The organism is Sphingopyxis sp. EU05-FHT14B03, assembly GCF_058790875.1.
In genome coordinates this window covers 1,392,247-1,419,012 of the sequence record NZ_JBYTDC010000001.1, presented here as the reverse complement: position 1 = coordinate 1,419,012, position 26,766 = coordinate 1,392,247, and the positions used below count along the sequence as shown (strand labels likewise).

Annotated in this window: 34 protein-coding genes; 6 read left to right on the top strand and 28 right to left on the bottom strand. The window is 66.1% G+C overall.

What is annotated here, in order from left to right:
* The first annotated feature begins 3 nt into the window (after window positions 1-3).
* Complete coding sequence (locus AC3WS4_RS06885) at window positions 4-579, top strand: Smr/MutS family protein (RefSeq protein WP_492735498.1); 576 nt, start codon at window positions 4-6, stop codon at window positions 577-579.
* Here the strand turns inward: AC3WS4_RS06885 and dapE are convergent.
* The gene (gene dapE / locus AC3WS4_RS06880; RefSeq protein ID WP_492735500.1) at window positions 576-1,709 is read right to left on the bottom strand and encodes a succinyl-diaminopimelate desuccinylase; all 1,134 of its coding nucleotides are present in this window, start codon (window positions 1,707-1,709) and stop codon (window positions 576-578) included. The two genes, AC3WS4_RS06885 and dapE, sit on opposite strands and share 4 nt — an antisense overlap.
* A gap of 102 nt (window positions 1,710-1,811) precedes the next feature.
* On the opposite strand from dapE, the gene AC3WS4_RS06875 reads away from it, so the two are divergent.
* Window positions 1,812-2,279, top strand: a complete 468-nt coding sequence (locus AC3WS4_RS06875) for a cupin domain-containing protein (protein WP_056344812.1) — start codon at window positions 1,812-1,814, stop codon at window positions 2,277-2,279.
* On the opposite strand, the gene AC3WS4_RS06870 is transcribed toward AC3WS4_RS06875, so the two are convergent.
* The 24 genes from AC3WS4_RS06870 to AC3WS4_RS06755 all read right to left on the bottom strand — a co-directional run bounded on the left by AC3WS4_RS06870 (window position 2,276) and on the right by AC3WS4_RS06755 (window position 17,038).
* Window positions 2,276-2,914, bottom strand: coding sequence for a hypothetical protein (locus AC3WS4_RS06870; RefSeq protein WP_056344810.1), 639 nt, complete (start codon window positions 2,912-2,914; stop codon window positions 2,276-2,278). The genes AC3WS4_RS06875 and AC3WS4_RS06870 overlap by 4 nt on opposite strands.
* Before the next feature lie 63 nt (window positions 2,915-2,977).
* On the bottom strand, window positions 2,978-3,649 hold the full coding sequence (locus tag AC3WS4_RS06865; protein ID WP_056344806.1) for a glutathione S-transferase family protein: 672 nt from the start codon (window positions 3,647-3,649) through the stop codon (window positions 2,978-2,980).
* Window positions 3,650-3,694: 45 nt separating this feature from the next.
* Window positions 3,695-4,354: a ribosome biogenesis GTP-binding protein YihA/YsxC gene (yihA, locus tag AC3WS4_RS06860; protein WP_056344802.1), complete on the bottom strand. Its 660-nt coding sequence runs from the start codon at window positions 4,352-4,354 to the stop codon at window positions 3,695-3,697.
* Complete coding sequence (gene yidC / locus AC3WS4_RS06855; RefSeq protein ID WP_492735503.1) at window positions 4,351-6,102, bottom strand: membrane protein insertase YidC; 1,752 nt, start codon at window positions 6,100-6,102, stop codon at window positions 4,351-4,353. The genes yihA and yidC overlap by 4 nt, the downstream gene beginning before the upstream one ends.
* 33 nt (window positions 6,103-6,135) lie before the next feature.
* Entirely contained in the window at window positions 6,136-6,348 is a 213-nt protein-coding gene (gene yidD, locus AC3WS4_RS06850) for a membrane protein insertion efficiency factor YidD (RefSeq protein ID WP_056344795.1), read from the bottom strand.
* Window positions 6,349-6,505: 157 nt separating this feature from the next.
* Entirely contained in the window at window positions 6,506-6,844 is a 339-nt protein-coding gene (gene rnpA, locus AC3WS4_RS06845; protein WP_056344791.1) for a ribonuclease P protein component, read from the bottom strand.
* A 26-nt stretch (window positions 6,845-6,870) separates the two neighbouring features.
* A complete protein-coding gene (rpmH, locus tag AC3WS4_RS06840; RefSeq protein WP_039570342.1) occupies window positions 6,871-7,005 on the bottom strand; it encodes a 50S ribosomal protein L34 in 135 nt (44 codons plus the stop codon).
* Window positions 7,006-7,133: 128 nt separating this feature from the next.
* Window positions 7,134-7,472, bottom strand: a complete 339-nt coding sequence (locus tag AC3WS4_RS06835) for a hypothetical protein (RefSeq protein WP_492735507.1) — start codon at window positions 7,470-7,472, stop codon at window positions 7,134-7,136.
* A 43-nt stretch (window positions 7,473-7,515) separates the two neighbouring features.
* Window positions 7,516-8,286, bottom strand: coding sequence for an alpha/beta hydrolase (locus AC3WS4_RS06830; protein ID WP_492735509.1), 771 nt, complete (start codon window positions 8,284-8,286; stop codon window positions 7,516-7,518).
* A 110-nt stretch (window positions 8,287-8,396) separates the two neighbouring features.
* Window positions 8,397-9,050: a glutathione S-transferase family protein gene (locus AC3WS4_RS06825; protein WP_492735511.1), complete on the bottom strand. Its 654-nt coding sequence runs from the start codon at window positions 9,048-9,050 to the stop codon at window positions 8,397-8,399.
* Window positions 9,050-9,502: a hypothetical protein gene (locus AC3WS4_RS06820; protein WP_492735513.1), complete on the bottom strand. Its 453-nt coding sequence runs from the start codon at window positions 9,500-9,502 to the stop codon at window positions 9,050-9,052. The genes AC3WS4_RS06825 and AC3WS4_RS06820 overlap by 1 nt, the downstream gene beginning before the upstream one ends.
* Window positions 9,489-9,989 carry a VOC family protein gene (locus tag AC3WS4_RS06815; RefSeq protein ID WP_492735514.1) on the bottom strand — a complete coding sequence of 167 codons (501 nt, stop codon included), beginning with the start codon at window positions 9,987-9,989 and terminating at the stop codon, window positions 9,489-9,491. The genes AC3WS4_RS06820 and AC3WS4_RS06815 overlap by 14 nt, the downstream gene beginning before the upstream one ends.
* Window positions 9,986-10,405 (bottom strand): VOC family protein, encoded by a 420-nt coding sequence (locus AC3WS4_RS06810; RefSeq protein WP_492735516.1) that lies wholly within the window; start codon window positions 10,403-10,405, stop codon window positions 9,986-9,988. The genes AC3WS4_RS06815 and AC3WS4_RS06810 overlap by 4 nt, the downstream gene beginning before the upstream one ends.
* A gap of 47 nt (window positions 10,406-10,452) precedes the next feature.
* Window positions 10,453-11,244, bottom strand: coding sequence for a VOC family protein (locus AC3WS4_RS06805; protein ID WP_492735518.1), 792 nt, complete (start codon window positions 11,242-11,244; stop codon window positions 10,453-10,455).
* Window positions 11,241-11,966 carry a DUF899 family protein gene (locus tag AC3WS4_RS06800; protein WP_492735519.1) on the bottom strand — a complete coding sequence of 242 codons (726 nt, stop codon included), beginning with the start codon at window positions 11,964-11,966 and terminating at the stop codon, window positions 11,241-11,243. Before AC3WS4_RS06800 ends, AC3WS4_RS06805 begins: the two co-directional genes overlap by 4 nt.
* 11 nt (window positions 11,967-11,977) lie before the next feature.
* A complete protein-coding gene (locus AC3WS4_RS06795; RefSeq protein WP_492735521.1) occupies window positions 11,978-12,535 on the bottom strand; it encodes a GFA family protein in 558 nt (185 codons plus the stop codon).
* 154 nt (window positions 12,536-12,689) lie between these two features.
* Complete coding sequence (locus tag AC3WS4_RS06790; RefSeq protein ID WP_492735523.1) at window positions 12,690-13,409, bottom strand: DUF1428 domain-containing protein; 720 nt, start codon at window positions 13,407-13,409, stop codon at window positions 12,690-12,692.
* Window positions 13,410-13,439: 30 nt separating this feature from the next.
* Window positions 13,440-14,114: a glutathione S-transferase family protein gene (locus tag AC3WS4_RS06785; RefSeq protein WP_492735525.1), complete on the bottom strand. Its 675-nt coding sequence runs from the start codon at window positions 14,112-14,114 to the stop codon at window positions 13,440-13,442.
* A 25-nt stretch (window positions 14,115-14,139) separates the two neighbouring features.
* Window positions 14,140-14,814 (bottom strand): glutathione S-transferase family protein, encoded by a 675-nt coding sequence (locus AC3WS4_RS06780; protein ID WP_492735526.1) that lies wholly within the window; start codon window positions 14,812-14,814, stop codon window positions 14,140-14,142.
* Between the two features lie 2 nt (window positions 14,815-14,816).
* On the bottom strand, window positions 14,817-15,035 hold the full coding sequence (locus tag AC3WS4_RS06775; RefSeq protein WP_492735528.1) for a DUF4287 domain-containing protein: 219 nt from the start codon (window positions 15,033-15,035) through the stop codon (window positions 14,817-14,819).
* Window positions 15,032-15,448, bottom strand: coding sequence for a DoxX family protein (locus tag AC3WS4_RS06770; protein ID WP_492735530.1), 417 nt, complete (start codon window positions 15,446-15,448; stop codon window positions 15,032-15,034). Before AC3WS4_RS06770 ends, AC3WS4_RS06775 begins: the two co-directional genes overlap by 4 nt.
* Window positions 15,449-15,472: 24 nt before the next feature.
* Window positions 15,473-15,907 carry a VOC family protein gene (locus AC3WS4_RS06765; RefSeq protein WP_492735531.1) on the bottom strand — a complete coding sequence of 145 codons (435 nt, stop codon included), beginning with the start codon at window positions 15,905-15,907 and terminating at the stop codon, window positions 15,473-15,475.
* A 31-nt stretch (window positions 15,908-15,938) separates the two neighbouring features.
* Window positions 15,939-16,379, bottom strand: coding sequence for a VOC family protein (locus AC3WS4_RS06760; protein ID WP_222943158.1), 441 nt, complete (start codon window positions 16,377-16,379; stop codon window positions 15,939-15,941).
* Between the two features lie 17 nt (window positions 16,380-16,396).
* Window positions 16,397-17,038, bottom strand: coding sequence for a TetR/AcrR family transcriptional regulator (locus AC3WS4_RS06755; RefSeq protein WP_056347073.1), 642 nt, complete (start codon window positions 17,036-17,038; stop codon window positions 16,397-16,399).
* Window positions 17,039-17,302: 264 nt separating this feature from the next.
* Between AC3WS4_RS06755 and AC3WS4_RS06750 the strand changes: the two genes are divergently transcribed.
* The 3 genes from AC3WS4_RS06750 to AC3WS4_RS06740 are packed head-to-tail and all read left to right on the top strand — an operon-like array spanning window position 17,303 to window position 20,925.
* Window positions 17,303-18,811, top strand: coding sequence for a YifB family Mg chelatase-like AAA ATPase (locus AC3WS4_RS06750; protein ID WP_492735534.1), 1,509 nt, complete (start codon window positions 17,303-17,305; stop codon window positions 18,809-18,811).
* The gene (locus tag AC3WS4_RS06745) at window positions 18,811-19,113 is read left to right on the top strand and encodes a DUF1905 domain-containing protein (RefSeq protein ID WP_492735536.1); all 303 of its coding nucleotides are present in this window, start codon (window positions 18,811-18,813) and stop codon (window positions 19,111-19,113) included. The genes AC3WS4_RS06750 and AC3WS4_RS06745 overlap by 1 nt, the downstream gene beginning before the upstream one ends.
* A 45-nt stretch (window positions 19,114-19,158) precedes the next feature.
* Window positions 19,159-20,925, top strand: a complete 1,767-nt coding sequence (locus tag AC3WS4_RS06740) for a sensor domain-containing diguanylate cyclase (protein WP_492735538.1) — start codon at window positions 19,159-19,161, stop codon at window positions 20,923-20,925.
* A 22-nt stretch (window positions 20,926-20,947) separates the two neighbouring features.
* Here the strand turns inward: AC3WS4_RS06740 and AC3WS4_RS06735 are convergent, their stop codons facing one another.
* Together AC3WS4_RS06735 and AC3WS4_RS06730 are read right to left on the bottom strand one after the other, a co-directional pair.
* Entirely contained in the window at window positions 20,948-21,388 is a 441-nt protein-coding gene (locus tag AC3WS4_RS06735) for a bactofilin family protein (RefSeq protein ID WP_492735540.1), read from the bottom strand.
* Window positions 21,345-22,541: a M23 family metallopeptidase gene (locus AC3WS4_RS06730; protein WP_492735543.1), complete on the bottom strand. Its 1,197-nt coding sequence runs from the start codon at window positions 22,539-22,541 to the stop codon at window positions 21,345-21,347. Before AC3WS4_RS06730 ends, AC3WS4_RS06735 begins: the two co-directional genes overlap by 44 nt.
* Window positions 22,542-22,789: 248 nt before the next feature.
* Here AC3WS4_RS06730 and AC3WS4_RS06725 point away from each other — a divergent pair, with 248 nt between their 5' ends.
* Window positions 22,790-24,178, top strand: coding sequence for a methyltransferase family protein (locus AC3WS4_RS06725; protein WP_492736603.1), 1,389 nt, complete (start codon window positions 22,790-22,792; stop codon window positions 24,176-24,178).
* 310 nt (window positions 24,179-24,488) lie between these two features.
* Here AC3WS4_RS06725 and AC3WS4_RS06720 read toward each other — a convergent pair whose 3' ends face one another.
* On the bottom strand, window positions 24,489-26,753 hold the full coding sequence (locus AC3WS4_RS06720; RefSeq protein WP_492735545.1) for a TonB-dependent receptor: 2,265 nt from the start codon (window positions 26,751-26,753) through the stop codon (window positions 24,489-24,491).
* Window positions 26,754-26,766: the final 13 nt, after the last annotated feature.

Genomic DNA, 26,766 nt, shown 5'->3' with positions numbered 1-26,766 from the left:
CGGGTGGCGCGGCGGCTCGCCCCCGACGAGTCGGCCCTCTGGAAAAAGGTCGCGGCGACGGTGAAACCGATCGCCAAGGCTCCGACGCCGTCGCTGCCACTGGCCCCCGCGCCGCCGACCGTGCGCCCGCCCAAGCCCCAGCCGCGCATGACTGCGCCGCCTGCCGCGCGCCCACCGGCGCCGCTCCCGCCGCCGCGCCGCACGCATCAGGCGGCGACGCTCGATGGCCATTGGGACCGGCGCCTGCGCAAGGGGCTTGTCCGGCCCGACATCAGCATCGACCTCCACGGCCATACGCTGGCGTCGGCACAGGCGCTGCTCGACGACATCATCCACCGCGCGCTGATCCGCGGCGTGCGCGTGCTGCTTGTGGTCGCGGGCCGCCTCCGCCCCGGCGCCGACCGTCTGCCGCAGATGCACGGCGACCCGCGCCCGCGCGGTGCGATTCGCGCCTCGCTCCCCGACTGGCTCGCTTATTCGCCCCACGCCGACCAGATCGTCGCGCTCCGCCCCGCGCATATCAGCCACGGCGGCGCGGGCGCGGTCTATGTCATCCTGCGCCGCAGCCGCGACGACTAGGCAAAGGCGCGCATCAATATGCCGCGATAGATGGCGGTGAGCTTGTGCAGGTCCGCCACCGCGACGGCCTCGTCGAGCTTGTGCATCGTCGCATTGGTCAGCCCGAATTCGACCACCGGGCACAGCGCATGCAAGAACCGCGCATCGGACGTGCCGCCCGTCGTCGACATCTCCGCCACGACATCGGTCTCGGCATGGATCGCCTCGGCGACCAGTCCCGACAGATCGCCCGGCGGGGTCAGGAACGCCTCGCCCGACACCTTCCCCAGCACCTTCGCCTTCGGTTCGACGCCCTGTGCGATCCGCTCGATCATCGCGATCAGTTCGGCGCCCTTGTGCGCGTCGTTGAAGCGGATCGACAGCCGCGCTCGTGCCGACGCCGGGATGACATTGGTCGCGCCATTGCCGACCTCGATGTCGGTGAATTCGATGTTCGACGGCTGGAACCAGTCGTTGCCTTCGTCGAGCACCACCGCGTCAATCGCCGCCATGATCCGGACCAGCTTGGAGATCGGATTGTCGGCGAGGTGCGGGTAAGCGACATGCCCCTGCGTCCCCGGCACGTCGATCCAGATATTGACCGACCCGCGCCGCCCGATCTTCACCATGTCGCCCAGCTTGTTCACCGAGGTCGGCTCGCCGACGACGATCATGTCGGGCGTCACCCCGCGTCCCGCCATATGCTCCATCAGCGCGCGGGTGCCGAAGATCGCGGGGCCTTCCTCGTCGCCGGTGATGATCAGGCTGATCGTCCCCGCCTCGACCGGCGTCGCCGCCGCCGCCGCTACGAAGGCCGCGATCGATCCCTTCATGTCGACCGCGCCGCGCCCGTAGAGCAGCTCGCCGCGCACCTCGGGCGCGAACGCATCGCCGGTCCAGCCCACCCCCGGCGGCACGACGTCGAGATGCCCGGCAAAGCCGAAATGCCGCGGCCCCTTGCCTTTGCGCACCGCCAGCAGATTCTCGACCGGCCCGTCGGGCTCGATCCCGTCGATGAAGCGCTCGACCGCGAACCCCAGCGGGGTGAGCGCCGCCTCGAGCACATCGAACACCGTGCCAGTGGCCGGGGTGACGGAAGGGGCGGCGATCAGCGCCTGGGCGAGGTCCACGGGGTCGATGCTATGGGTCATGGCGCTCCCTTACCCGTTCGTGTCGAGCGAAGTCGAGACACGTTGGCGCGGGCGCATCTCGACTTCGCTCGATGCCAACGGCAGAAGGGAAGCGGAGGACCCATGCCCAAGCTTGATCTCGACGCCATCCCGCAAACCAACGCGACCGGCTATCCCGCGCCCTATGATGCGGCGGTGCAGGGCCGCTGGTACCGCCGCCTCGCGCCCGTCACCGGAATCGACGATTTCGCCGCCAGCCATGTCGTGCTCAAGCCCGGCGCGATGTCGTCGCAGCGCCACTGGCACGACGGCGAGGACGAGATGGTCATCATGATCGCGGGCGAAGCGATACTCGTCGAGGACGACGGCCGCTGGCCGATGCGCCCCGGCGACATCGCGGTCTGGCCCAAGGGCAGCACCAACGGCCATCATCTCGTCAACGAGAGCGAAAGCGACTGCATCCTCGTCGCGCTCGGCGGCGGCAAGAAATATGATACCGGCGGGGGCTATTCGGATATCGACATGCTGTTCGGTCCCGACGGTTATTTCCACAAGGACGGCACGCCCTATCCGGCCAAGCGGATTCCCTAGTCGACCCGGAACCCCGTCATCACGAAGGTCGACGGCGCGGTCGCATAGACGCCGTGTCCGCGCGCATTCGACGACCCGAACACCAGCCCGATCCGCTCGATGTCGGCGAGCGCGTCCTGCATCGCGCCCGGATTGTTCGCCGACGGCTGCCCCAGCACCGAAATCCATTGCGGATCGTCGAGCGCTACGCTGATTTCACCCACCCCCGGCGTCAGCTCGCGCACCGTCGCCGATGGCGCGTACCAGCGATAATATTGATAATGCCCCTTGGCGTTCCAATTGTCGCCCCGCCGCTGGAGATAGAGCGACACCGTCCCCACGCGGTCGGGGTTCGCCTGCGGTACGAAGCGCGTGCCGGGCTTCGCGTCGATGCGGTAACGCACGACGATCCGCGATTTGCCCACCAGCGATCCGGGGCGGAAGGTCACATAATGGACATGCCCGGCCGCCTTGCTCCCGACGGGGAAGTCGAACGACCAGCCGTCGCGCTCGGGTTTCGGCGCCAGGGGCATGCCAACCGAATAGTTTTTCCCGCGAATGATCGGGCCGATTTCCCACTCCGATGCAGTGGGGGCGGCGGCGGTGACAACGGCCGCGCTGAGCGCAAGGACGGAAGCGATAAGCGTGCGTTTCATGGACAGAGTTCTAGCGTATGTCCGGCACCCTGCGCTGAACCTCGCGTTCATCGTGTTGAAACCTCAGCCCTCCGCCGGCCCTTCGAACTTCTCGATCACCCAATCCTCGGCCTGCGCGCCGCCGATCCATTCCTGCATGTGCGGATGGCTGATCACTGCCTGGCAATAGGGGAGGGCAAAGCGTGGCAAGGGAATCGAATAAGTGATGAAGCGCGTCACCACCGGCGCGAACATCATGTCCGCCGCCGACCAGCCGCCGAAAAGAAAGTCCCCTTCGCCGCCGAAACGCGCGCGCGCTTCAGCCCAGATCTGGATGATGCGGACCACGTCGGCCTGCACCTCGGGCAGCAGGTCACCCGCCGGATAGATACGGCGGATATTCATGCTGTGGTTGCGGCGCAGCGCGGCGAAGCTCGAATGCATCTCGGCCGCCATCGACCGCGCCATCGCGCGCGCCGCGATATCGGTCGGCCAATAGCCGCGTTCGCCGCCGGTCTTTTCGTCGAGATAATCGACGATCGCCAGGCTGTCCCAGACGACGATATCCTCGCCGTCCCACAGGATCGGCACCTTGCCTCCCGACGGCGCGAACTCGTCGCCCTCGCGCCGGTTCGACCAGTCCTCGTCGTACAGCGGGACGGTGACTTCTTCGAACGGCAGCCCGCTATGCTTGGCCGCCAGCCAGCCGCGAAGGCTCCAGCTCGAATAGGCCTTATTGCCGATGAACAGTTTCATGGGGTCTCCCTCTTTTCCTCTCCCTCAAGGGGAGCGGAGCGAAAGTCAAACCTCCACCGCCTCCAGCACCGCGGTGCGCAGCTCGGCGATGCCCATGCCCTTTTCGCTGCTCGTCACGATCACTTGCGGGTGCGCCGCCGGGTGCTTGCGCGCTTCAACCTCGGTCGCCGCCAGCACCGCAGCGAGTTCGGTCGCCTTCACCTTGTCGGCCTTGGTCAGCACGATCCGGTAGCTCACCGCTGCGGTGTCGAGCATCTCGAGCACGTCGCGGTCGACCTCCTTAATCCCGTGGCGGCTGTCGATCAGCACCAGCGTGCGTTTCAGCACTGCGCGCCCGCGAAGATAGTCGTTGATCAGGAAGCGCCATTTCCTGACGACATCCTTCGGCGCCTTGGCAAAGCCATAGCCGGGCATATCGACCAGCCGGAAAATCAGCGGCTCGCCGACGTCGAAATAATTGAGCTCCTGCGTCCGCCCCGGCGTTACCGAGGTGCGCGCCAGATTGTTGCGGTTGGTCAGCGCGTTGAGCAGCGACGATTTGCCGACGTTCGAGCGGCCGGCAAAGGCGATCTCGGGCATCGACGGCGCGGGCAGATGTTCGAGCGCCGGCGCCGATTTCAAAAAGGCGATCGGCCCCGAAAACAGCTTGCGCGCGCGTTCGGGGCGTTCGGGATCCGTCCCGGGTGCGGGTTGCTCGTCGCTCACTTCGCGACCGCCGTCCTCAGCGCCGGGAACTTGCTGTACATATATTGCTGCTGCGCGATCGACAGGATGTTGTTGGTGATCCAGTAGACCAACAGGCCCGCCGCGAAGGGCGCCATGATGAACATGAACATCCACGGCATGATCTTGAACACCTGCGCCTGTACCGGGTCGGCCGGGGCGGGGTTCAGGCGGAACTGCAGCCACATTGTGATGCCCAGGATCACCGCCAGCACGCCGATGCTCAGCAGCGACGGCGGGGTGAAGGGCAACAGGCCGAACAGGTTCAGGATATGCGCTGGATCGGGGGCCGACAGATCCTTGATCCACAGCACAAAGGGCTGGTGACGCATTTCGATCGTCAGCATCAGCACCTTGTACAGTGCGTAGAAGATCGGGATCTGGATGACGATCGGCAGGCAGCCCGCGAGCGGATTGATCTTTTCGTCCTTATAGAGCTTCATCAGCTCCTGCTGCTGCTTCTGCTTGTCGTCCTTATGTTTTTCTTGCAGCGCCTTCATCTTCGGCTGGACGAGGCGCATCTGCGCCATCGAATGGAATTGCCGCTGTGCGATCGGGAACATCAGCAAGCGGATGATCAGCGTCAGCGCCATGATCGCGACGCCGAAATTGCCAACCTGCTTGAACAGCCAGTCGAGCAGTTTGAAGATCGGGATTTCGAAGAAGTCGAACCAGCCCCAGTCGATCGCATGCGACAGGCGGGTAATCCCCTCCTTGTCGGTGTAATTCTCGAGCACGCTCACTTCCTTCGCACCGGCGAAGATCCGGCTGGTCGTGCTGCTCTGCTTGCCGGGAGCGATCTGCGTATAGGGGCGTGCAAAAAGGGCCCGGTAATTGTCCGCGGCGGTCGCGGCAAGTGACGCGGTGACACGTTCGCCCTTGGCTGGAATGACTGCGGCGAGCCAATATTTGTCGGTAAAGCCCAGCCACGCGGCCGACCCATATTTAAACGCTTCGCCCTTATCGATATCCTTGTAGTCGACGTCGAATTCCGACTTGTCGTCGACGAAACCAGTCGGGCCGATGTGATTGGTCCAGCTCGTCTGCTCATGCGGGTCGGTCGGCTTGCCGAGGCGATCGATCAGCGCAAAGCTGCTGGCCGTCACCGGCGCCGCGCCGGTGTTTGCGATGGTCTGTTTGGCGGTGATCAGATAATCTTTGTCGACGCTGTATTCGATACGGAAATTCTGCCCGGCGCCGTTGTTCCAGCTCAGTGTGACGGGCGTCGTCGGGGTCAATCTGGTACCGCTCGCGGTCCAGACAGTGGTCGGACCCGGAACCGCGACGCCTTGCGCTGACCAGCCGATGCTGGCGAAATAGGCGGCCTTGGTGCCGCCGGGCGCAAACAGGCGCACCGGCGGCGAATCCTTCTTGATCGTCTGGCGATATTTGGTCAGCGTGATGTCGTCGATGCGCGCGCCGACCAGGTTGATCGACCCCGCCAGCTTCGGCGTTTCGATCGGAATGCGTTGACCTTCGGCCAGCACCGTTTCGATCGGGCGCAGCACCTGCATCGCGGGCGCGGCCGGGACGCCCGGAGCGGTAGCAGGCTGGCCCGGCAGCGCGGGGTCCGCCGTCGCGGGGCCGACTGCGGCCGTCGTCCCGGCGACCGTCTTGGTCACATCGGGCTTGTCGGGGGTCGGAAAGAATTTCTCGGAGACGAAGTTCCACCCCAGCAGGATGGCTGCCGACAGCAACAATGCCGTGATCCAGTTACGCTTGTCGTCCACGCCGGTTGGTCTCTCTTCGTGTCTAATCAGGGATTATGGTACGGGGTCATAGCCGTGGCCGCCCCAAGGATGGCAGCGCAATAGCCGCTTTGTCGCGATCCAGCCACCCTTGATCGCGCCATATTTCTGCAGCGCATCGATCGCATAGGCGCTGCACGACGGGGCATAGCGGCAGGTTGGGGGCAGGATTCGCGACGGGCCGAGTTGCCAGCCGCGCGCGATCAGGATGAGCAGTTTGGCGATCATGCGGAAAGCCCGGAAAACTGCGCAACTTCATTCGCAAATCGCGCTTTTTCCTCTTCGTGACCCCGGACTTGATCCGGGGCCCCGCTCAGCAGCGTCGAAAAGCGGGACCCCGGATCAAGTCCGGGGTCACGACAGGGACGAACGGACGCCGAAGGCTTCATTTCGCCAGCTTCTTCGCGGCGCGGCCCAGTGCGGTCGTCAGTTGCTCGTCCAGATCGGCAAAGACGATGTCGTTGCCGCCGGGCCGGCCGATCAGCACATGATTGGCCCCCGCGATTCCCGATTCGGGCAGTGCGGCGCGGCACAGCGCCCGCAGCCGGCGCTTCATCCGGTTGCGGGTGACGGCGTTGCCGACCTTCTTGCTGACGGTATAGCCGATTCCGATGCCAGCATCTTCGTCGCCGCGCGGAAGCACGAGCAGGACGAATCCGGGCATAGGAAAGCGAAGGCCGCGGTTGGCGGCCAGGAATTCGCTGCGTTTACTTAAGGTTCGCACCAGCGTAGCTGGCGCAGCGTCGGCGATTAGGCCGACAGCTTCTTGCGGCCCTGGGCACGGCGGTTGGCGAGAATCTTGCGGCCGCCAACCGTCGCCTTGCGGGCGCGGAAACCGTGGCGACGGGCGCGCACGAGGTTGCTCGGTTGAAAGGTACGCTTCATCGCGGTTGTCCCTAATTCTCGTCAAAGGCTTTAACAGAAAAGGGCCGCCAAACGTGGGCGGCCACTGATGGGGGCGCGAATAAGCAGGATTCGGGCGAAAGTCAATTGTCCCCGAACGCATTTGGCGATCAATCGCCATTGGGACGGCGATCGGCAGCATTGGCGTCGATGCTTCCCGAAAGCACCCCGCGCTCGCGCCGCCGCGCCGCGCTCGCCCGCCGCATGATGCGATCGGTCCAGCCGGCATAGAGCGGGTGCCTCCGCTTGAACCGCACATAGAGGCGTTTCGCCCAGGCGCTGTTCTGCAGCGCGAGCGCGAGGCCGAGCGGGAAGAGGATGATGAAGCCGGGCCCGGGCAGCGGGCCGAGCAAAGGCGCGAGCAACATCAGCAGGCAGCCGAGCAGGAACAGGGCGAGGCGTACCTGCGCCGTCGACCGCAATCGCTGGTAAAGGCTGCGCTTTGCCATGCCCCGCGATGTGGGGTAGCCGCCAGCGTGTTACAAGGCTAGATCAGTTGAGGGTGACGTAGCGCGCCATGTCGTCGCGCGTCAGGTAGGTCACATCGTCGAACGGCGTCGCGTTGGTCATCGCGTAAAAGGCGTGCGCCTTGGCGTCGTCGAGTCCCATTTCGCGATAATAACCCAGATATTCGGCGTGCACCGGGTCGCTGGCGGGATAGTCGCGCGCCTCGCGACCATATTCGTCGGCCCAGCTGTGCACCCCGAATTCGGCATCGGGGGCGGCGCTGCGCCGGACCCCCGCCATCCACAATTCGACCGCGCCCGATCGCACCGACCCGCCTGCGGGCACCACCGTCTCCATGCCCTGACGGCGGATCGCGCGGGCGAGGATCAGGTTCGCGGCTTCGTCGAGGCTGCCGGGGCAATCGACCATCTCGATCCGCTTGAGCGTCGGATAGGCCGCAAGCATCGCCGCGAACTGGCGCGGCGTTGTACCATCGACATCGCCTGCCATGCGGACGGTGGTCGCGTCGATCACCGAGAAGGGGCCATAGACCGCCTTCGCCCGGCCGAGCGCCGCGAGTTGGCTCGATGGGGCATAGCGCCGCGTCGCCCCCAGATCCGCATCGCTCGCGACGGCCTCGTCGCCGAGCAGTGCGGCATCCTCGTCGAGGACATCCCCTTCATCGTCGCTCGTCGCATAGGTCCAGGTGACCGTCGTGGTGGTCACGACCTGCTGGGCCTGCGCCGGCGCGAACGCCAGCACCGCCGCGAGGCAGGCGACGATCAGCGTGCGGAGCAGGGCGGAGGTCGAAACCATGCCACCGCTTTCGCGCGCGGGCGCTTGCCAAATGGCAAAGCGGCAATGTCAGCGCCCCGTTAACCCTATGGGCCGTCCTGTGCCGTTTCGGGACGGTACGCCGCGAGAGGTTAATCGCGGTCGGGCGCGCCGAGTGGGAAATAATGACGATAGGGCCGTCCGCCATCGACCGCGCGCGCGACCGAGGGGTGCGCGAGTAGGCGGGCGCGATAGGCGCGCAGATTCTCATAGGCCGCGGGGATCGGATGCACCCAGTCGGCGTAGAAGAGCGACGGCGCCGCGGCGCAATCGGCGAGGGTGAAGCCATCGGGTGTCGCCCAGCCGCCGCCCGCCAATTCCTTGTCGAGCCAGGCATAAATGGTGTCGAGTTTCGCCTTCGCGGCATCGACGATCGATGGCACATGGCCGTCGAGGCCACGGATCGCGTCGTTCACCACCTCCTGCATCTGGCCCATGACATGGTTGTCGAAGATGCGGTCGAGCAGCCGGGCCTTTAGCGCGGCGTCGAAATCCGCGGGGATCAGCCGTGGTTCGGGCACCAGATGGTCGAGATATTCGATGATGATCGACGCCTCGAAAATGGGCTGGCCGTCGTGGACGATCAGCGGGAATTTGCCGATCGGCCAATAGGCCCGCAGTTCCGGGCCATGGTCGGGAAATTCGGGATCGACCGATCGATAGTCGAAATCGATGCCCTTTTCGTAGAGCGCGATCTGCGCCTTCCAGCTGTAGGAGGAGAAAGGGTGGCCATAGAAAATGAGCATCAGCGAGCATCCTTGCGGGTCAGCCAGGCGAGCGGCCAGCCGATAAAGAAGATGTGCGGGAAGAGCGCGATCGCGCCCTTGACGAGGTCGGTCGGCGGGAAGGGCGATCCGAAGCGCAGCGGCAGCACGATTCCGTTCATGATGACGTAGAGGATCAGGCCATAGATCGTGCCGGTGAGCCACCACGGCCATGTCGTCAGCGCCGTCCAGCGCCGCGCGACGAAGAACCACGTCGCGACCATTGCCGCCATGATCGCATAATGGGTCGCAAGTCCCGCGATATCGCCGCCGATCCCCCATGAGCGCGCGCCGTCACCGAACGGCCCGCTGGCGACGGCGTGCAGCATCGACGAGACGGTGCCGCCCTGCACGACGCTCGACATCGCCGCATAGACGATGTCGAGCGTGCCGCAGAGCAGCCAGGCGAAGAGCGCGGGACTACGCCGCGCCAACCGCTTCGCCCTTTATCGCGGCTTCGATGGTGGCGACGTCGATCTTCTTCATCGTCATCATCGCCTCGAACGCGCGCTTGGCGGCCGCGGTGTCGCCGCTCGTCATCACATCGGTCAATACGCGCGGGGTGATCTGCCAGTTGAGACCCCATTTGTCCTTGCACCATCCGCACATGCTTTCGGCGCCGCCATTGCCGACGATCGCATTCCACAGCCGGTCGGTCTCTTCCTGCGTGTCGGTATGGATCTGGAAGGAAAAGGCTTCGCTATGCTTGAACGCCGGTCCGCCATTCAGGCCGATGCAGGGAAAACCGAGGACGGTGAAATCGACGGTCAGCACATCGCCTTCCTTGCTGCTCGGGTTGTCGGTAGGCGCACGGTGGACGCCGCCGACCTTGCTGTCGGGGAAGGTCGCGGCATAGAAATTCGCTGCCTCCTCGGCATCCTTGTCGTACCACAGGCACAGGGTTGCTTTATTGGACATCATTTCTCTCCTTTGATGGGTGCACCAATCGACCACAGGTGTCCGAACGGATCCTTCACCTGGGCATAACGGTCCCCCCAGAAAGCATCATGCGGCTCGAGTTGCGACGTCGCGCCCGCCGCGATCGCGCGATGGTACCAAGCGTCGGTGTCGTCGACGTGCAGGTGCATCGTCACCCCCGTGGGCGGTGCCATCGGCCCGCCGCTATATTCGGGGAAGTCATCGTGCATCATCAGCGAGGCGCCGTTGACCAGCAGGTGCGCGTGCATCAATCGCACGCCATCCTGCGCCGGCATGCGCATCCGCTCGGTCGCGCCGAACGCCTTCGCATAAAAATCGATCGCTTCTCCGGCACGCTTGTCGGCGATCGCGATATGCGGGGTCAGCCCGCTCGTGGGGCTCTGGTCGGGATTCGTCATCACCTCTCTCCTCTTCCTCTTGCTTGCTCCCCTTCAGGGGAGGCGATTTATGATTTGCGCGGCCCGACCAGTCCAAAGGCGGCACCCTGCGGGTCGATCGCGTTCATCGCAAATTCGCCGCCGGGGATTTCCATCGGTTCGTTGGTCACCGTGCCGCCATGGGTTTTTACCGCGGCCAGCGCCCGGTCGATATCGTCGACCCCGATATAATAGGTCCACATCGGTGCCGGCATGCCGGGCATCAGCGGCATCACGGCGCCCAGCCCGACCTCGCGGCGCTGGATGAAGCGATAGGCCCCCATCTCGCCCATATCCATTTCGCCCTCCTGCCCCCAGCCGAAGTGGCGGGTGTAAAAGGCGATCGCGCCGTCGGGATCGTTCGTCGCCAGTTCGTTCCACCGCACATGCTGCGGCTCGGTGACCGAAAAAACGTCGCTCTCCATGCCCTCCATCCCCGGCGGCGGGGTCGGCGCCATGATATAGAAGGGTGCGCCCTGCGGATCGGCGAGCATGGCGATGCGGCCCGCCATCTCGACGTCGCGCGCGGGCATCAACAGCGTGCCGCCCGACGCCTTGATCGCTTCGATTTCGGCATCGACGTCGGCGGCGTGAAGATAGCCCAGCCAGCAGGGATGCGCGCCGTGCGCCGCCATGTCGGACGACAGCCGCAGCACCCCGCCATTCATTCCGCCGTCACTGCGGGTGATGAAGCCGTAATCGCTGTTGTCGCCGTGCCCGGTCGACAGCGTCCAGCCGACGACCTGGTCGTAAAAGGCTTTCGCGGCTTCAGGATCGGGGGTCATCAGTTCGTACCAGATGAAGTTGGGGGCATCGGTCATCTTTTGGCTCCTTCGACGGTCGGAAAATAATCCCCGCGACCTTCGGGGGTCATGTCGAGCAGGCCCCACAGCGAATCGACGAGGTCGCCGGCGCGGTGGTGCTGGCCGGGGTCGGACGGCGCGAACGCCATCTCGCTGCCCCAGTGGTGGTGGACGGTGTCGCCGTCCCTGCGAAAGACGTTGAAGATCGTTTCGTCCCACTCCTCGCCGGGCTTCAATTTCCGCTCGTCGCGCATCGCGGCCGGGAATTTGCGGGTGTCGCCGAAATAATCGGCCGAATAGCGGGTGGTGACGTCGGACAGGAAGGTGACGTGCGGCCAGCCGCGCATGCGCGCCCATTGGGTCAGCCGGGCGATCGGCGACTTGGCGACGATATAGAGCGGGGCGCGGTCGTCGATATAGCGCGCGCCGCCATCGACCGAATCGAGCATATGGGTGCAGCCGGGGCAGGGCGTGTCGCGCTCGGCATTCCACATGAAGCTGTAGAGGATGATTGTCGGTTTATCGCCGAACAGCTCGGACAGCCTCACCGTCTCGGGCCGCTGATAGGCGCCGATCCGCTCGAAGACATAGTCCTCGGCGATTGCGCCGCCGGGCGGCAGCGCACGCCGCTGGGCCGCGACCGCCTCGATCTGGCGCCGCAGCGCGATCTCGGCATCTAGCAGCGCGTTGCGCGCGGTCCGGTAATCGGCGCTCTCGTTGGGATAGCTGATGTGGTGCATGTCGCTCTCCTTCATCCCCCCGGCGCCCAGCCCGGCGTCTTTTCGACCGGCGGTGCGCGAAATCCCATCGCCGCCCAGGCCGACAGCAGCTTCCACATGAACTTGCCCGAATGGGTCGCGTAACTGGGTATGGCGTCGCTGAACTCGATCCCGTCGGGACGGTCCTGGGTCATCGTCCGCATCGCGGGCGGCGGCCGCTCCTCCCCGGCGATGCGCCCCGCATAGACGCTCAGCCAATGGCCCTTGGTGAATTCCAACGCGATCGGCGCGTTGCAGCATCGCGCGACGAAGCGCCGGGTCGGCGAATCGGCGGTCAGCCGGTGCGCCTCGAGCCGGTCGGTGCCCGTCTTCCACGCGATGCGGTCCTTGCGCACCAGCAGATAGGGGGTGCCGCCATCGGCATCGACCACGCCGGGCGCATCGGGCAGGGCGCCGAACGCCTGCCCGGCTTGCTGGCAGCTATGGCAATAGCAGGTCGCCGCGACGATCGGTTTGCCGACCAGCTGCAGTGTCACCGCGCCGCAGGGGCATGACGCGATGCGCGTTTCTTTCTCTTGCGTGCCGGCCATCGGGTGTCTCCTCTTCATCCACCCTGTCGCGAAGCGATGGGGCGGGGGACCGCCGCGAAGCGGTGGTGGTGGGGCAGCAACGGTGCGTCATAGCCCCTCCGTCAGCCCTTCGGGCTGCCACCTCCCCATGGCTTCGCCACAGGGAGGAAATCGATCACGCCTCGACGATCGGCGCGAAGCCCCCGTAGATCATGCGCTTGCCGTCGAAGGTCTGGTCGTTCGGATCATGCTGCATCCGCTCATCCTTCATCACCTTGTCCCAGCCCGCCATGCGCGTTGCCTTGTCGGGCCATTCGACCCAGCTGAATACGACGCTCTCGCCGTCCTGCTTGTGCGCGGCGCGGTTGAAGTCGGTGACCTTGCCGTCGGACACATCGTCGCCCCACGCCTCGACGACGCGCGTCGCGCCATGGTCGCGGAAGACTTCGGACGCCTTGATTGCCATATTGCGATAGGCTTCCTTGTTCGCGTCGGGGACCGGAACGACATAGCCGTCGGCGTAACCGAAGCCGCCTTCGGCGCTGTCGTCGAGCAGCGAGTCGAAGCCGGCGACGATCATCCGCTTGCCGTCGAACGGCATGTCGCCGCCCATCGCCGCCATGCGGGGGTCGTTCATCATCTTTTCGGTCGCGGCGTCGCGGGTCGCCTTGTCGGGATATTCGAACCAGCTGAACACGACGGTCTCGTCGGGCTTGGCCTGGACGGCGCCCTTGAAGTCGTTGACCTTGCCGTCGGGCACATCGTCGCCCCAGCATTCGACCATGCGCGCGACGCCGAACTCCTTGAACAAGGGCGCGGCGTCGGCGGCATGCTTGCGATAGGCTTCCTTGTTGGCGGTCGGCACCGCGACCACAAATCCTTCTACATAGGTCATCTTGTCTCTCCTTGGGGGTGGGAGGGGGCTTCAGGCGGCGGGTGGACCCGCTTCTTCGCTGAAGGCGGCCAGCTGCGCGTCCATCGCGCGCTGGAAGGCGGGGCGGGCGAGGCAACGGTCGAGATAGGCCTGCAACCGCGGCTGCTCGGCGATCAGTCCGGCTTCGACCGCCTCGCGCAGCACCGTCGCCATCGCGATGTCGGCGACGGTGAATTCGCCGGTCAGATAGTCTTTGTCGCCGATCGCGTCGTTGAGGCGGCCGAGCCGGCCCTGAATGAATTCGATCAGGCTTGGACGGCGCAGCTTCGCCCATTCCTCGCCGGTCGAGAAAATATCGACATTGCCGAGTTCGAACAGCATCGGCTCGACACTGTTATAGGCGGCGAACAGCCAGGCGAGCGTGTTGGCGCGGGCTTGCGGATCGCGCGGCATCAGCCGCGCATCCTTTTCGGCGAGATGGAGCAGGATCGCGCCGCTTTCGAACAGGCGGATGCCGCCGTCGTTGAGCACCGGCACCTGCCCCCACGGCTGGAACAGGAAATGGTCGGCGGGGCGGTTCACCGCGCTGATCAGATGCTCGGCATAATCGAGCCCGATTTCCTCGCATGCCCAGCGCGGCCGCAGGTCGCGGACGAAGCCGCGGGCGAAATCGGGCACCCAGTCGAAGGCGGTGACTTCCAGCTTGCTGTCGGGGTTCACGGGCATGCGATGTCTCCTCGATTGCGGGGTTTCAGGCGGGCAGGGGTTCGCCGATAGTGCAGTCGGCGAGGTGCGCCGCCATGGCGCTTTGAAAGGCCGGGCGGGCTTTGCCGCGTGCGACATAGGCGCTCAGATTGGGATGCGGCGCCAGCAACTCCAGATTTGCGTTGCGGGGCACATCGACCATCACGATGTCGCCGATCGAAAAACGATCTTCCAGCCAGTCGCGGTCGCCGAGCGCCTGCGACAATCGGGACAGCCGCTGCTCGGCAAAGGGTTTCGCCGCTTCGATGGCACCGACGAGCCAGTCGGTACCCTGTCCCTTGACAGTCAGCACGACCAGCGTCTGGATCATCGGTTCGACGCTGTTGAGCGCGGCGATCATCCAGCTGATCGCGCGCCCGCGCCCTTTCGCATCGCGCGGCAACAGACGCGCGTCGGCTTCCCCGATGTGGATCAGGATCGACCCCGTTTCGAACAGGGTCAGATCGCCGTCCTTGTAGACCGGAACCTGCCCGAACGGTTGATCGGCAAGATAGGCCGGTGCCTTGTCCTCGAAAATGCCGCCGATCAGCCGCGTGCGATAGGGCTGGCCGATTTCGTCGAGCGCCCAGCGGGCGCGGATGTCTTTGATCCGGCCGCGGGCGAAGTCCGGTACCGATCGATAGGCGGTGATTTCGGGCAGGGGGGCGGTCGCGGCGGACATGATCAGTCCCTCTTCCCTTTGATATAGGCAACGATCGACATCGCGTGGCCGTGGCCAAGGTGGAAGTCGTGCTTGAGCCAGTCGATGATCGCGGTGGCCTTGATGCCGGGGGCGAGGCCGTTGTCGTCGGCCAGGCCCTTGCCGATCGCGAGGGTCTTCAACGCTTCGGCCGATTGGCCGGTCTTCGTTTCGACATTGTCGAGATATGATTGAAAACTCATGCCATGGTCCCTTTCGACAGCGGGATCAGCGCCCGGACGCGCGGGTCGCGCAGCCACAGGCCGCCCCACAGCATCAGGCCGAGGTAGACGCCGAACAGGCAGTGGCTGAACAGCGGGCTGCCGATCCGGACATGGGTGGCGATCGCGCCGCCGAGATAGCCGGTGACCAGGATTGCGCCGAGGATCGCGGTGCGCGGCCAGATATAGAGCAGGGTCGGGATGAGGAGCAGCGTGCCGAGCATGGTCATCGTCGGGACGTCGAGCGGCCAGCCGAGGTCGGGCGGGCTATATTTGATCGCGGTCTCCGGTGAGACCAGCTTTAAGCCGGCATCGAAGAGGAGGAAGAGGATCACCAAGCCGCTCAAAACGTGGCCGGCGATCGACTGACCCTTGGTGGGGACTGCATCGGTCATCGCTTCCTCCTCCCGAAACTCAGGTCAGGCCGATGCTTCGGCGGGTTCGCCGGCGGGGATCGCGGTGGGGTCCATCCACATCACTTCCCAGATATGGCCATCGGGATCCTCGAAGCTGCGGCCGTACATGAAGCCGAAATCCTGCGTCGGGGTCGGATCGGCCTTGCCGCCCGCGCCGACCGCCTTGTCGACCTGTCCGTCGACCGCTTCGCGGCTGTCGGCCGAGACGCAGAGCAGGACCTGCGCGGTCGTATGCGCGTCGGGGATCGTCTTCGCGGTGAAGGTCGCCCATTTTGCGTGGGTGAGCAGCATGACGTGGATCGACCCTTCCTCGATCACCATGCACGCGGCGGTGTCGTCGGTGAATGCGGGGTTGTTCGCCGCGCCGACCGCTTCGTAAAAGGCCTTCGACTTGTCGAGGTCGGTGACTGGCAGGTTCACAAAAATCATCTGGGGCATTTTCTCTCTCCTTGGGGATGTGGGACCATTTTCAGAGGCTGGTTTCGGGGACAGGCGCCTCGCCATTGGCGACGGCGGGGTCCATCCAGAACGGACCCCAGACATGGCCGTCGGGGTCGAGGATGTCGCGGCCGTACATGAAGCCATGATCCTGCACCGGGTTGATGTCGGCGGTACCACCCGCGGCGGCGGCCGCTTCGACCATCGCATCGACCGCCTCGCGGCTGCCGAGCGCCAGCGCCAGCGACACCTCGCTCGACGTCGCCGGGGCGATCGGCCGGTCGGTGAAGCCCTTCCATTTTTCGTGGGAGAGGATCATCACGAAAATCGTTTCCGACCACACCATCGCGGCGCCGGTATCGTCGGAGAAGCGCGGTTCGTTGGTGAAGCCCAGCGCCTCGTAAAAGGCTTTCGACTTTGCGAGGTCGGCGACAGGCAGGTTCACGAAAATCATCTTCGGGGAATCGGACATCGGGGGTTCCTCTCGCTTCAGTCCGGAGCGAACAGCATCCGGACATAACGCTTCAAATGGGTGACGGTGCCGCGGGCAATCGCCGGGTCGTTCGTGGTTTTCGCCAGGACGAAGGCGCCCTGCAGCACCGACTGGACATGCTGGGCGAGTCCGATCGCGGTGACGTCGTCGGGGGCGCCATACAGGTCGATCGCGGCCTGGATGTCGGGGGCGAGCGCCTGGCAATAGGCGTTGATGCTCGCCTCGCACGCGGCGCGGATGCGGTCGCTGGTCGCATAGGCTTCCTGCACCATCGTGCCGACGAAGCAGGTATAATCCTCGGTCGGGCCGTCGAGCATCGCCAGCCGGAAGTCGATATGGCCGAGCAGGCGGTCGAGCGGGTCGTCCAGCCGGTTGTGCGGCGCCATCTCGAACATCGGCCGCGCGCGCTCGGTCCAGCCCTCGGCGGCGGCGACCCCCAGCGCTTCCTTCGACGCGAAATGGTGGAAGAAGGCGCCCTTGGTGACCCCTGCCGCCGCACAGATTTCGTCGACGCTGGTCGCGGCATAGCCCTGCTTGCGTACCGTGCTGTGCGCTGCCGCGATCAGCGCCGCACGGGCGCTGCCGCGCGGTGCACGCGGCGATGGGGCGGGGCCGGAAGGGGGTTGGTTGCTCGTCATGCGAATCAACATACCGACCAGTTGGTATGGTGTCAAGCGCCGCCAAAAGACCCTTCGATCTTGTCGCCCGGTCATGGTGGGATTCGCCGCGTGGGCTCTGGGTGCGATATCCCCGCCAGCCCTGTGCAAAAAACAAGGTCGCCGGGCGGAGTTTTCGCGGCGTTCGTGTCGCGGCGCGCCTGTTCGAAAAGACTCGACCGCGCGGCACTTTCCTGCCACGAATATGAGAACAAAGCAAGCACATATTGTTCGAGGGGGGCGTCCATGGTCGCGATCGTATCCACCGTCGCCTATCTCGGGCTCGAAGCGCGCGGGGTCGAGGTGCAGTGCCAGATCACCCCCGGTGTCCCGCGCTTCGTCGTCGTCGGCCTGCCCGACAAGGCGGTCGGCGAAAGCCGCGAGCGGGTCCGCGCCGCGATCGCCGCGATTGGCCTCTCGCTCCCGCCCAAGGTCATCACCGTCAACCTGTCGCCCGCCGACCTGCCGAAGGAAGGCTCGCATTATGATCTGCCGATCGCACTCGCGCTGCTCGGCGCGATGGGCGTCATCGATGCCGAGACGCTGAGTGCCTATGTCGTCGTCGGCGAACTCGGCCTCGACGGCCGCGTCGCCGCTTCGCCGGGGGTGCTGCTCGCGGCGCTCCATGCGGGCAGCCAGGAGCGTGGTCTCGTCTGCCCCGTGGCGCAGGGTCCCGAGGCGGCATGGGCGGGCAATGTCGAGGTGCTTGCGGCGCCCGATCTGCTCGCGCTGCTCAATCATTTCCGGGGCAGCGCGCTGCTCGCCCCGCCGCGCCCCGGCGAAGTCGAGGAGCCGCGCCGCATGGCCGACCTCGCGCAGGTGAAGGGGCAGGAGGTCGCCAAGCGCGCGCTCGAAATCGCGGCGGCGGGGGGCCATAATTTGCTGATGGTCGGGCCGCCGGGGGCGGGCAAGTCGCTGATGGCGGCGTGCCTGCCCGGCATCCTTCCCGATCTCGATCCGGGCGAAGCGCTCGAAGTGTCGATGATCGCGTCGGTCGCCGGGCAGCTCGAAGGCGGGCGCCTCGTTCGCGCGCGTCCGTTCCGCAGCCCGCACCATAGCGCGTCGATGCCGGCGCTCGTCGGCGGGGGCTTGCGCGTCCGTCCGGGCGAGGTCAGCCTCGCGCATCTCGGCGTGCTGTTCCTCGACGAACTGCCCGAATTCCAGCGCACCGTGCTCGACAGCCTGCGCCAGCCGCTCGAAACCGGCGAGGTCAGCGTCGCGCGCGCCAACGCCCATGTCACCTTTCCGGCGCGGGTGCAGATGGTCGCGGCGATGAACCCGTGCCGCTGCGGTCACCTCGGCGACCCGGCGCTGGCGTGCAGCCGCGCGCCGCGCTGCGCCGCCGACTATCAGGCGAAGGTGTCGGGGCCGCTGCTCGACCGCATCGACCTGCATGTCGAGGTGCAGGCGGTGAGCGCCGCCGACCTCGTGTTGCCGCCGCCGGCCGAAGGCAGCGCCGAGGTCGCGGCGCGTGTCGCCGCGGCGCGGGCGGTGCAGACGGCGCGCTATGCCGATCACAAGACGCGGACCAATGCCGAGATCGACGGCGAATTGCTCGAAGCGGTCGCGACTCCCGACGAGCCGGGGCGCAAGTTGCTCGCGCAGGCGGCCGAGGCGATGCGGCTGTCGGCGCGCGGCTATACGCGGATCTTGCGGGTGGCGCGGACGATCGCCGATCTGGCGGGAGCCGAAAGCATCGGCCGCATCCACCTTGCCGAAGCGCTGAGCTATCGGCGGCAGGCGCCGCGCAGCTGATGCCGGATATGCGGTTCGACGCCGAGATCATCGAGTGGCGCGGACCGCCGCCCTATCTGTTCGCGGTCATTCCCGAGACCCTTGTCGGCGACATACGTTATGCGGCGCTGTCGGAAAGCTATGGCTGGGGAGTCGTGCCGGTGGTCGCAAAGATCGGCGCCACCGAATTCGCGACGTCGCTGTTTCCGCGCGCCGGTACCTATCTGCTGCCGGTCAAGGTTGCGGTCCAAAAAGCCGAGGCGATCGGGCTTGGCGACCGGGTGCGTGTGGCAATGCGGGTCGGGCGGCCAGGCCAGGGCTGAGGTCGTGGTAAAGATTTTCGAACATATTGGTGCGATACGGCGGTCATGACGGCGGCGGGCAACCCCTTGATGAAGCTGTATGGCAGGCTCGCGCTGGCTCTGACCCTGCTCGCTTTCACCTTTTCGCCGGCGCCGGCAAGCGCCGAGGCGCTGGCGGTCGAGCATGGGCTTTGTCACGCGGCGAGCGGGTTGGACACGTCCGACGCCGCCCTTGCGGCGCGCCGCTTTTCGTGCGGTGGACTGCCGACGGGCTATCATCGCGCCAGTCTCTGGCTGCGGACCGATCCCGCGCAGGTCCATCTCGCGCGCAGCGACCTCGCGCTCATGGTTCACCAAAGCCGGTTCGACCGGCTCGCGGTCGCCTTCACCTACACCGACGGCGTCACCCGCTGGCAACAGGTGCGCCAGGGCGATTATGGATCGCACTGGCGCGCGGGCGGGCAGATCTTGTTCGAGGCGCCCGAGCGCGGGGTGCCGCTGGCATCGGTGACGATGCGTTTCGACCGGCTGGCGAGCGCCGGCCTGATCCGCGCGCGGCTGTTGCCGAAAGCCGACGCGGTGGTGCAGTCGACCGGCATGGCGGTGGCGATCGGTGCCGCGCTCACGCTGCTGTTGGTCAGCGGCATCTACAGCCTGTCGCTCGCGTTCGCGGTGCGCCGCCAATATCTGGCCTGGCAGGCGGGCTGGTCGGCGACCATGCTGCTCTGGGGCTTTATCTGGTCGCAGGCTCATCTCGGGATCTTCCCCGGTCTGGCCGGTACTGTGTCGGCGCAGATCGCGACGTTCCTCGCCTGCCTGGCGATCGCGATCGCGACGTTCAGCGCGGTGCTGGCGGTCGATCGCGGCGCCGTGTCGGCGCGGCTTCGCGGCACCGCGCTGGCGCTCGGTACCATCGTCGGGGTCGTCGGGGTTCCGCTGGCGCTGATCCGCAGCGAAAGCCTGACGCAATGGGCCGACCTGCTGGGGCTCGTCATCGTTGCCGACCTGCTGGCGGTCGCCGCCTATCTCGGCTGGGCGTGGCGCCGGGGATCGGTCGAGGCGCGCGACTTCCTTGCCGCCTGGTGCCTGCCGATGGCGGTGCTCGCCTTCATTCATATCGTCGATGTCGACGACCGTGTGTGGGGCGGCGGCTCGCAGTTGCTCGTGCTGGCGGCGGCGACCTGGCAGGCTTTGTGGCTGTCGGCGTCGGCGACGCGCCGGCTCGCCCGACTGCGTATCGAGCGCGACAGCGCGCGGGCGTCGGAGGCGCTGGCCCAGCAACTGGCGCGGCGCGATCCGCTGACCGGGCTGCCCAACCGGCGCGGCTTCGTCGGCAGCGTGACGCCGCTGCTCGAACGCGCCCGCGCCGACGACCTGCCGGCGGCATTGCTGCTCGTCGATATCGACCGGTTCAAGTCGATCAACGACGTTCACGGTCATGATGCCGGCGACGCGGTGCTGTGCGAAGTCGCCCGGCGGATCGCGCGCTGGGAAGGGCCGATGTGTACCGTCGCGCGGCTTGGCGGCGAGGAGTTCGGCCTGCTGACGGTGGGCATGGATGGCATCGTTCTCAGCCGCTTCGCCGAAAGCGTCCGGCTGGGGATCGCGGCGTGCGACCACCGCGCGGCGATCGGCGCGCGAACGGTCACCGCCAGCGTCGGGGTCGCCGAAGTCCGCCCCGCGAGCGATTTCCAGCAACTCTACCGGCTCGCCGACGAGGCGCTTTATGATGCGAAGCGCGGCGGACGCGACCGGGTGGTCGTCCAGCGCCGCAGCGACGGCGCCGGTCCCTCCGACGATCGATCGAGCCGCGAAGCGATGCTGTCGCGCTGACCGCAGGCTGTCGCTTTTCCGGTCAGATGCCGAGCGACGCCGACTTGTTCTCGACCACCTCGAGCGGCGGCTTGGCTGCAGCCGCGCCATGGCGGCGGTGGCTCAGCTTGCCGTCGACCTTGCCGCCATTCTCGATCGTGATCGTCTCGTAGACGACGTCGCCGGTGATCCGCGCGGTCGCGTGGACGATCAGCGTCTTGGCCTCGATCGACCCGTCGACCAGCCCCGCGATCTTCGCGGTTTCGGCGACGACCGCGCCCTTGATTTCGCTCGCCTCGCCCTGGACGAGGTTGGCGCATTTGAGGTCGCCGTCGATCTTGCCGTCGACGTGCAGGTCGACGCTGGCCGCGACATTGCCGGTGACGACGACGTCCGATCCGAGGATCGAGAAGGTCGTATGACGGGCGCCGGTCGCCATCTTAGCGGGCACCGCGGGCGACGGAACCGACGCGCTGTCGGGCATCGGCTTTGACTTCGAGAACATCGGCTTTGGCCTCCAGGAAGCGGCGCGGGTTGACCGCCACGCCGTTCAAACGAACTTCAAAATGCAGGTGGCTGCCGGTCGAACGGCCGGTCGAACCCATCCTGGCGATCTGCTCCCCTGCCGTGACCTGTTGGCCCACCGTCGCGGTGAAGCCCGACAAGTGGGCATAGCGGGTTAAGATACCCTGACCATGATCGACCTCGACGACATTGCCATAACCCGACTTCTGACCGACGAAGCTGACGCGGCCGGGGGCGGCGGCGAGGATCGGGGTGCCGATGGGGCCGCGGAAATCGAGGCCCGCGTGCATCGCGCCGCCGCCGGTGAAGGGGTCGCTGCGATAGCCGAAGCCCGACGACATCATCAGCACATTGGCGGGGTTGCCCGACGGCACTGCGACGAGGGTGCGTTCGAGCACTTCCATGCGGAACAGCGCGCCTTCCAAGGCGGCGAACGACGCGCCGAGCGCCTTGGCTTTGCCCATCTTGCCGCGATAGGGGATGAAGGGACCACCACGGCCGGCCGCGGCGTTGCGGACGAGGCCCCTGGGGTCGAGCCCGAGCGCGGCGACGGCGGTTTCGGCCTTGGCGGCGCGGTCGTTGACCGCGGCGAGCAGGCGGCTGGCAAAGGCTTCCTGCCGCGCTTCGAGCCGGGCCAGCGCCTGCGCCTCGGGGGGCAGGTTCGGGTCGATCGCGCTGGTCTTGAGCGGCGCGGCGGCGGCGGGCGCGGCTTCGGCACCGGCTTCGTCGGTGACCGCGGCGGGTTCGGCGCCGAAGCTTTCCTTCGACCATTCCTCGAGCTGCACCTGGCGCTCTTCGAGGTCGGCGGCGGTTTCGGCGACGCGGTCGCGGTAGCGGGCGATGCGTTGCTCGGCGGCGCTGGCGGCGGCCTGTTGCTGGGCGACCGCGGCACGCTCGTCGGCGCCGAGCAGCTGGTTGACGAGGATGGCGAGCGTGACGCCGGCCCAGGCGAGCAGCACGGCGGCGGCAATCAGCGCGACTCGCTTTTGCCAGGTGGCGCTGATCCGAAGAAAACGCACATGGCCGTGCGTTCGAACGAAGATTTCATGGTCCTGAAACAGCGCGTTGAAGCGCTGGCGCCAATGGCGCAGGCCCGTCGATTTCGATGACAAGTGGCGACCCCATCTTGTTATTATGTGGAGCCCTCCGCCCCGAATGATGCGCGCCTTAACAGCAGTGTCAGCGACTCGCGAATCCTGAACGGGCGACTCGCGCCGAGTCGAAAGCGGGACGCGGTGAACGGTGTCAAAGCGCGGCAACGCTGCCATTCTGGCAGGAAATAGCGCCGAATCGTCCGCCATCATTGACGGCTTGCTTACCATTTTCGGTTAGGTCCGATGCCGTGACCCATTTGCCAGACATGACCCTGCCCGCGGGCGCCGACACGGCGCCGGAAACCGCTGCGAAGCGTGCCGCAAGGCCGCGTTCGGCGGTCAGCGCGGGGGTCGGAATCGTCGGCCTGATCGGCCTGATGTCCTATCTGCTGATCGCGCGCTACACGCCCGAGATCGCCGCCTTCCTTGGCATCGACTGGGGCAATCGCGGGCCGATGAGCGGGCCGAACTCGGCGATCGCCAGCGTCCTCGCCTGCGCCATCCCGATGGTGCTGTGGTCGGTGTTCGTCGACAAGGTCCACCGCAATCCGTCGACCGGGATCGACTGGGCGCAGCGGCGGTCCTGGCGCGAGACGGTCGACATCAGCCTGACCAAGCTGGCGGGGCTGTGGGCGACCTGGGGCCTGATCGCGCTGACCTATGCGACGATGCGCTATTATTGGGAAGGCCAGTATGAATTCTCGATGGAGCTGCTCGAGCGGGTCGCGCCCTGGCTGCTGCTGATTTCGGTGCCGTACATGCTGTGGCTCGACCGCCGGCTGGTCGAGCCGCGCGACGGCTGTTACCAGTTCGGCCGCTGGTTGGTTGCGCCCGGACAACCGGTCGATGGGCGCGCGATCGGGCATCATTTCCGCGCCTGGGGGGTGAAGGGGTTCTTCACCGCGTTCATGCTGTCGATTGTGCCGGGCAATTTTTCGAGCCTCGTCACCGTCGACATGGGTGAGGTTCTGCGCAACCCGTATATGACCGGGCTGTGGGCGATCAACCTGCTCTATCTGGTCGACGTCCATATCGCGACGGTCGGCTATATCCTGACCGCGCGGCCGCTCGATTCGCATATCCGCACCGCGAACCCCTATGGCATGGCGTGGGTCGCGGCGCTGATCTGCTACCCGCCCTTCATCCTGATGAACGGCGGCCCGCTTGATTATCAGGTGAACGGGTCCGACTGGGGCTATTGGCTCGAGGGTCACGACAATGTGATGATCGTCTGGGGGATCGTGCTCGTCGGGCTGACCGCGATCTACAGCTGGGCGACGATGGCGTTCGGCATCCGCTTTTCGAACCTGACGCATCGCGGCGTGATGACCCACGGGCCGTATAAATATACGCGCCACCCGGCCTATCTGTCGAAGAACCTCAGCTGGTGGGTCGGTGCGCTGCCCTTCCTCGTCACCGATGGCGGCTGGACCGAGGGGCTGCGCAACACGGTCCTGCTGGGTCTCGTGAGCAGCGTCTACTACTGGCGCGCCAAGACCGAGGAAAAGCATTTGCTCGCCGATCCGGCGTATCAGGCGTATTGGACCTGGGCGCAGGAGAATGCGGTCGTGCCGCGGCTGTTCGCGCGGCTGTCGGGGCGCAAGCGTCCGTTGATCCGGCTGGAGCCCGATGAGCGGATCGGGCCGGTGGCATAAGCCTGGCATCGGATTCCCGTTCCGGATCGTTGATTCGGGAACAGTGAACCATATGGGTACAAATTAGGAAAGCGGTTTTTCGGGCCAGGCGATGGTTTTGCCCGTGGCGACGTCGGATTTCGACCGGTTTTGGACGGAAACACACCGCAAATCCCGTTCGTGTCGAGCGAAGTCGAGACACCCATCGGCAGCGCACGACTTCGGGGTGTCTCGACTTCGCTCGACACGAACGGAAATAGAGGGCGGTCGGGAAATCACCCCGAACCGGTCTCCTCCCCGCGGCGTCGCCGCAGGGAGGATCGAGCCGGTCCTAGAACTTCACCCCCGCCTCGACGCCCCAGATGCGGGGTTCGTTGACGTAGCTGGTGAGGTTGTTGAAATCGATGCCGCCGGTCGCCGACTTGTCGCCGGTGATGTTGCGCACGAAGCCCGCGACATCGAAGCGATCGGTCTTGTAGCCGACGCGCAGGCCGCCCTCGAGCATCTTGTCGTCCGAGAATTCGACCGACTGATAGAGGAAGAACTGCACCTTCGAGCGGTAATACCAATCGGTGAAGGCATAGATGGCGCCGTCGCCGACCGGGAATTCATACCCAGCGGTCCAGTTCGCGGTCCATTTCGGCGACTGCGGCAGCTGGTTGCCGTCGATCGAGAAGATGCCCGGGCTGCCCGGGCGGACCGGGTCGAGGACGGTGCACGGCGTCGCCGAACCGCAGCCGGCGACGAAGGCGTTGGCGTCGTCGATCTCGGCGACGTTCCAGGCGCCGCCGACCGAGAAGGTCAGGCCCTTCGCCGGCGCCGCCTGCAGCTCGGCCTCGATGCCATGGCCCTTGGCATCGACGTTGAGCAGGCTCGCGACGTTGGCGGTGCCGCCGACGGCGGTGAGCTGGAGGTCCTTGGTATCGAAATAATAGCCGGTCAGGTTGAAGCGGACGCGGTTGTCGAGGAACGACGTCTTGATCCCCGCTTCATAGGACATCGTCTCTTCCTGGTCGGCGGTCGAGATGGTGCGCGAGAAGGTCAGGCGGCCCTGCACCGACGGGGCGCGATAGCCGCGCGCGACGCGGGCATAGACGGTGATATCGTCCGACGCCTCATAGGTCGCGCTGGCGTCCCAGGTCAGCAGCTTGCCCTTGACGCTCGCCGCCTGCGGCGGAACCGGGGTGTTGGGATTGACGACGAAGATCGGGCGCGTCTCGACCGGACGCGACGCGACGAAATCGCGCGTGTCATGGTTGTAGCGCGCGCCGGCCTGAAGCTTCAGGCCGTTGTCGAAGGCGTAGTTGACCGAACCGAAGATGCCGTAGGCCTCGCTGTCCTGACGCTGCACCGCGATCGCCGAGGGCATCGCGTCGGTCGGGCCGCCGAATTCGAAGCTGGAGATGTCGAGCTTTTCGTCGAAGTAGAAGGCACCGAATTGGTAGCCGAGGCCCGTCGAATTGTTCGACGCGACGCGGACCTCCTGGGTGAACTGGTCGAGGCTGGGGACATTGTCCTGGCTCTGCGCCTGGAAGGGGATCAGGCCCGGACCCGACACCGGCAGGAACACCGCGCCGAAGCCGCCGTCGATGTCGCCGCGGCTGCGGAAATTGGCGTTCCAATAGGAGGTGATCGAGTAGAGCGTCACCGGCCCGAAATCATATTCGAGGTTGAGCCCGGCATTATAGGTGTTGAGCTTCTGGAAGTTCAGCCCGTCCTGATAGACCTTGTCGCGCTCGAATTCGGTGCCCGCGCCGCCGAGGCCGACGAGTTTGTTGCTGCCCGGAAGCTGGGTGTTGGCGCGGAAGATGATCGCCGAACCGTCATAGATGCGGACCTGGCCGATCGCGCGCGCGGTGAACGGGCCGTTTTCATATTGCAGCTGGAGGCGCGCGGCGATGTCGTCGTAGCCGCCGAGGTCCTTCTTCGCGGTGGTGGCGACATTGTCGACCCAGTCGTCGCGGTGCTGGAACAAAGTCGACAGGCGGACCGAGAAGCCATTGTCGTCGGCGGCGCCCGCCGCGACTTCGACTTGCGACGTGCCATAGCGGCCATAGCTGACGCGCGCATAGCCGCCGGTCTTGCCGGGCTTAACGGTGTCGAACTTGACGATGCCGGCCGGGGTGTTGCGGCCGAACAAGGTGCCCTGCGGCCCGCGTAGCACTTCGACGCGGTCGAGGTCGAAGATCGGGAAGCCCTTGAGGATCGGGTTTTCGAGGACGACGTCGTCATAGACGACGCTGACCGGCTGCGAGGCGTTGAGGTCGAAATCGGTGTTGCCGAGGCCGCGGATGTAGAAACGCGGGAAGGTGCGGCCGAACGAGCTTTCGATGTTGAGGCTGGGGACGCGGCCGGCGAGCGCGCGGACGTCCGAACCGGTCGAGGTGATCGCGCCGAGTGTGTCGCCCGACAGCACCGAGACGGCAACCGGCACGTCCTGCAGGCTTTCCTCGCGGCGCTGCGCGGTGACGACGATGTCGGTGAGGCCGCCTTCGTCGGCGACGGGGGCGGTGTCCTGCGCGGCGGCGGGGGCGGCGAAGCCGGCGGCGGCAACGAGTACGAGAGCTATAGCGGTGGCGGAAGGAAAGTGGCGCATGGCAAGCTTCCTG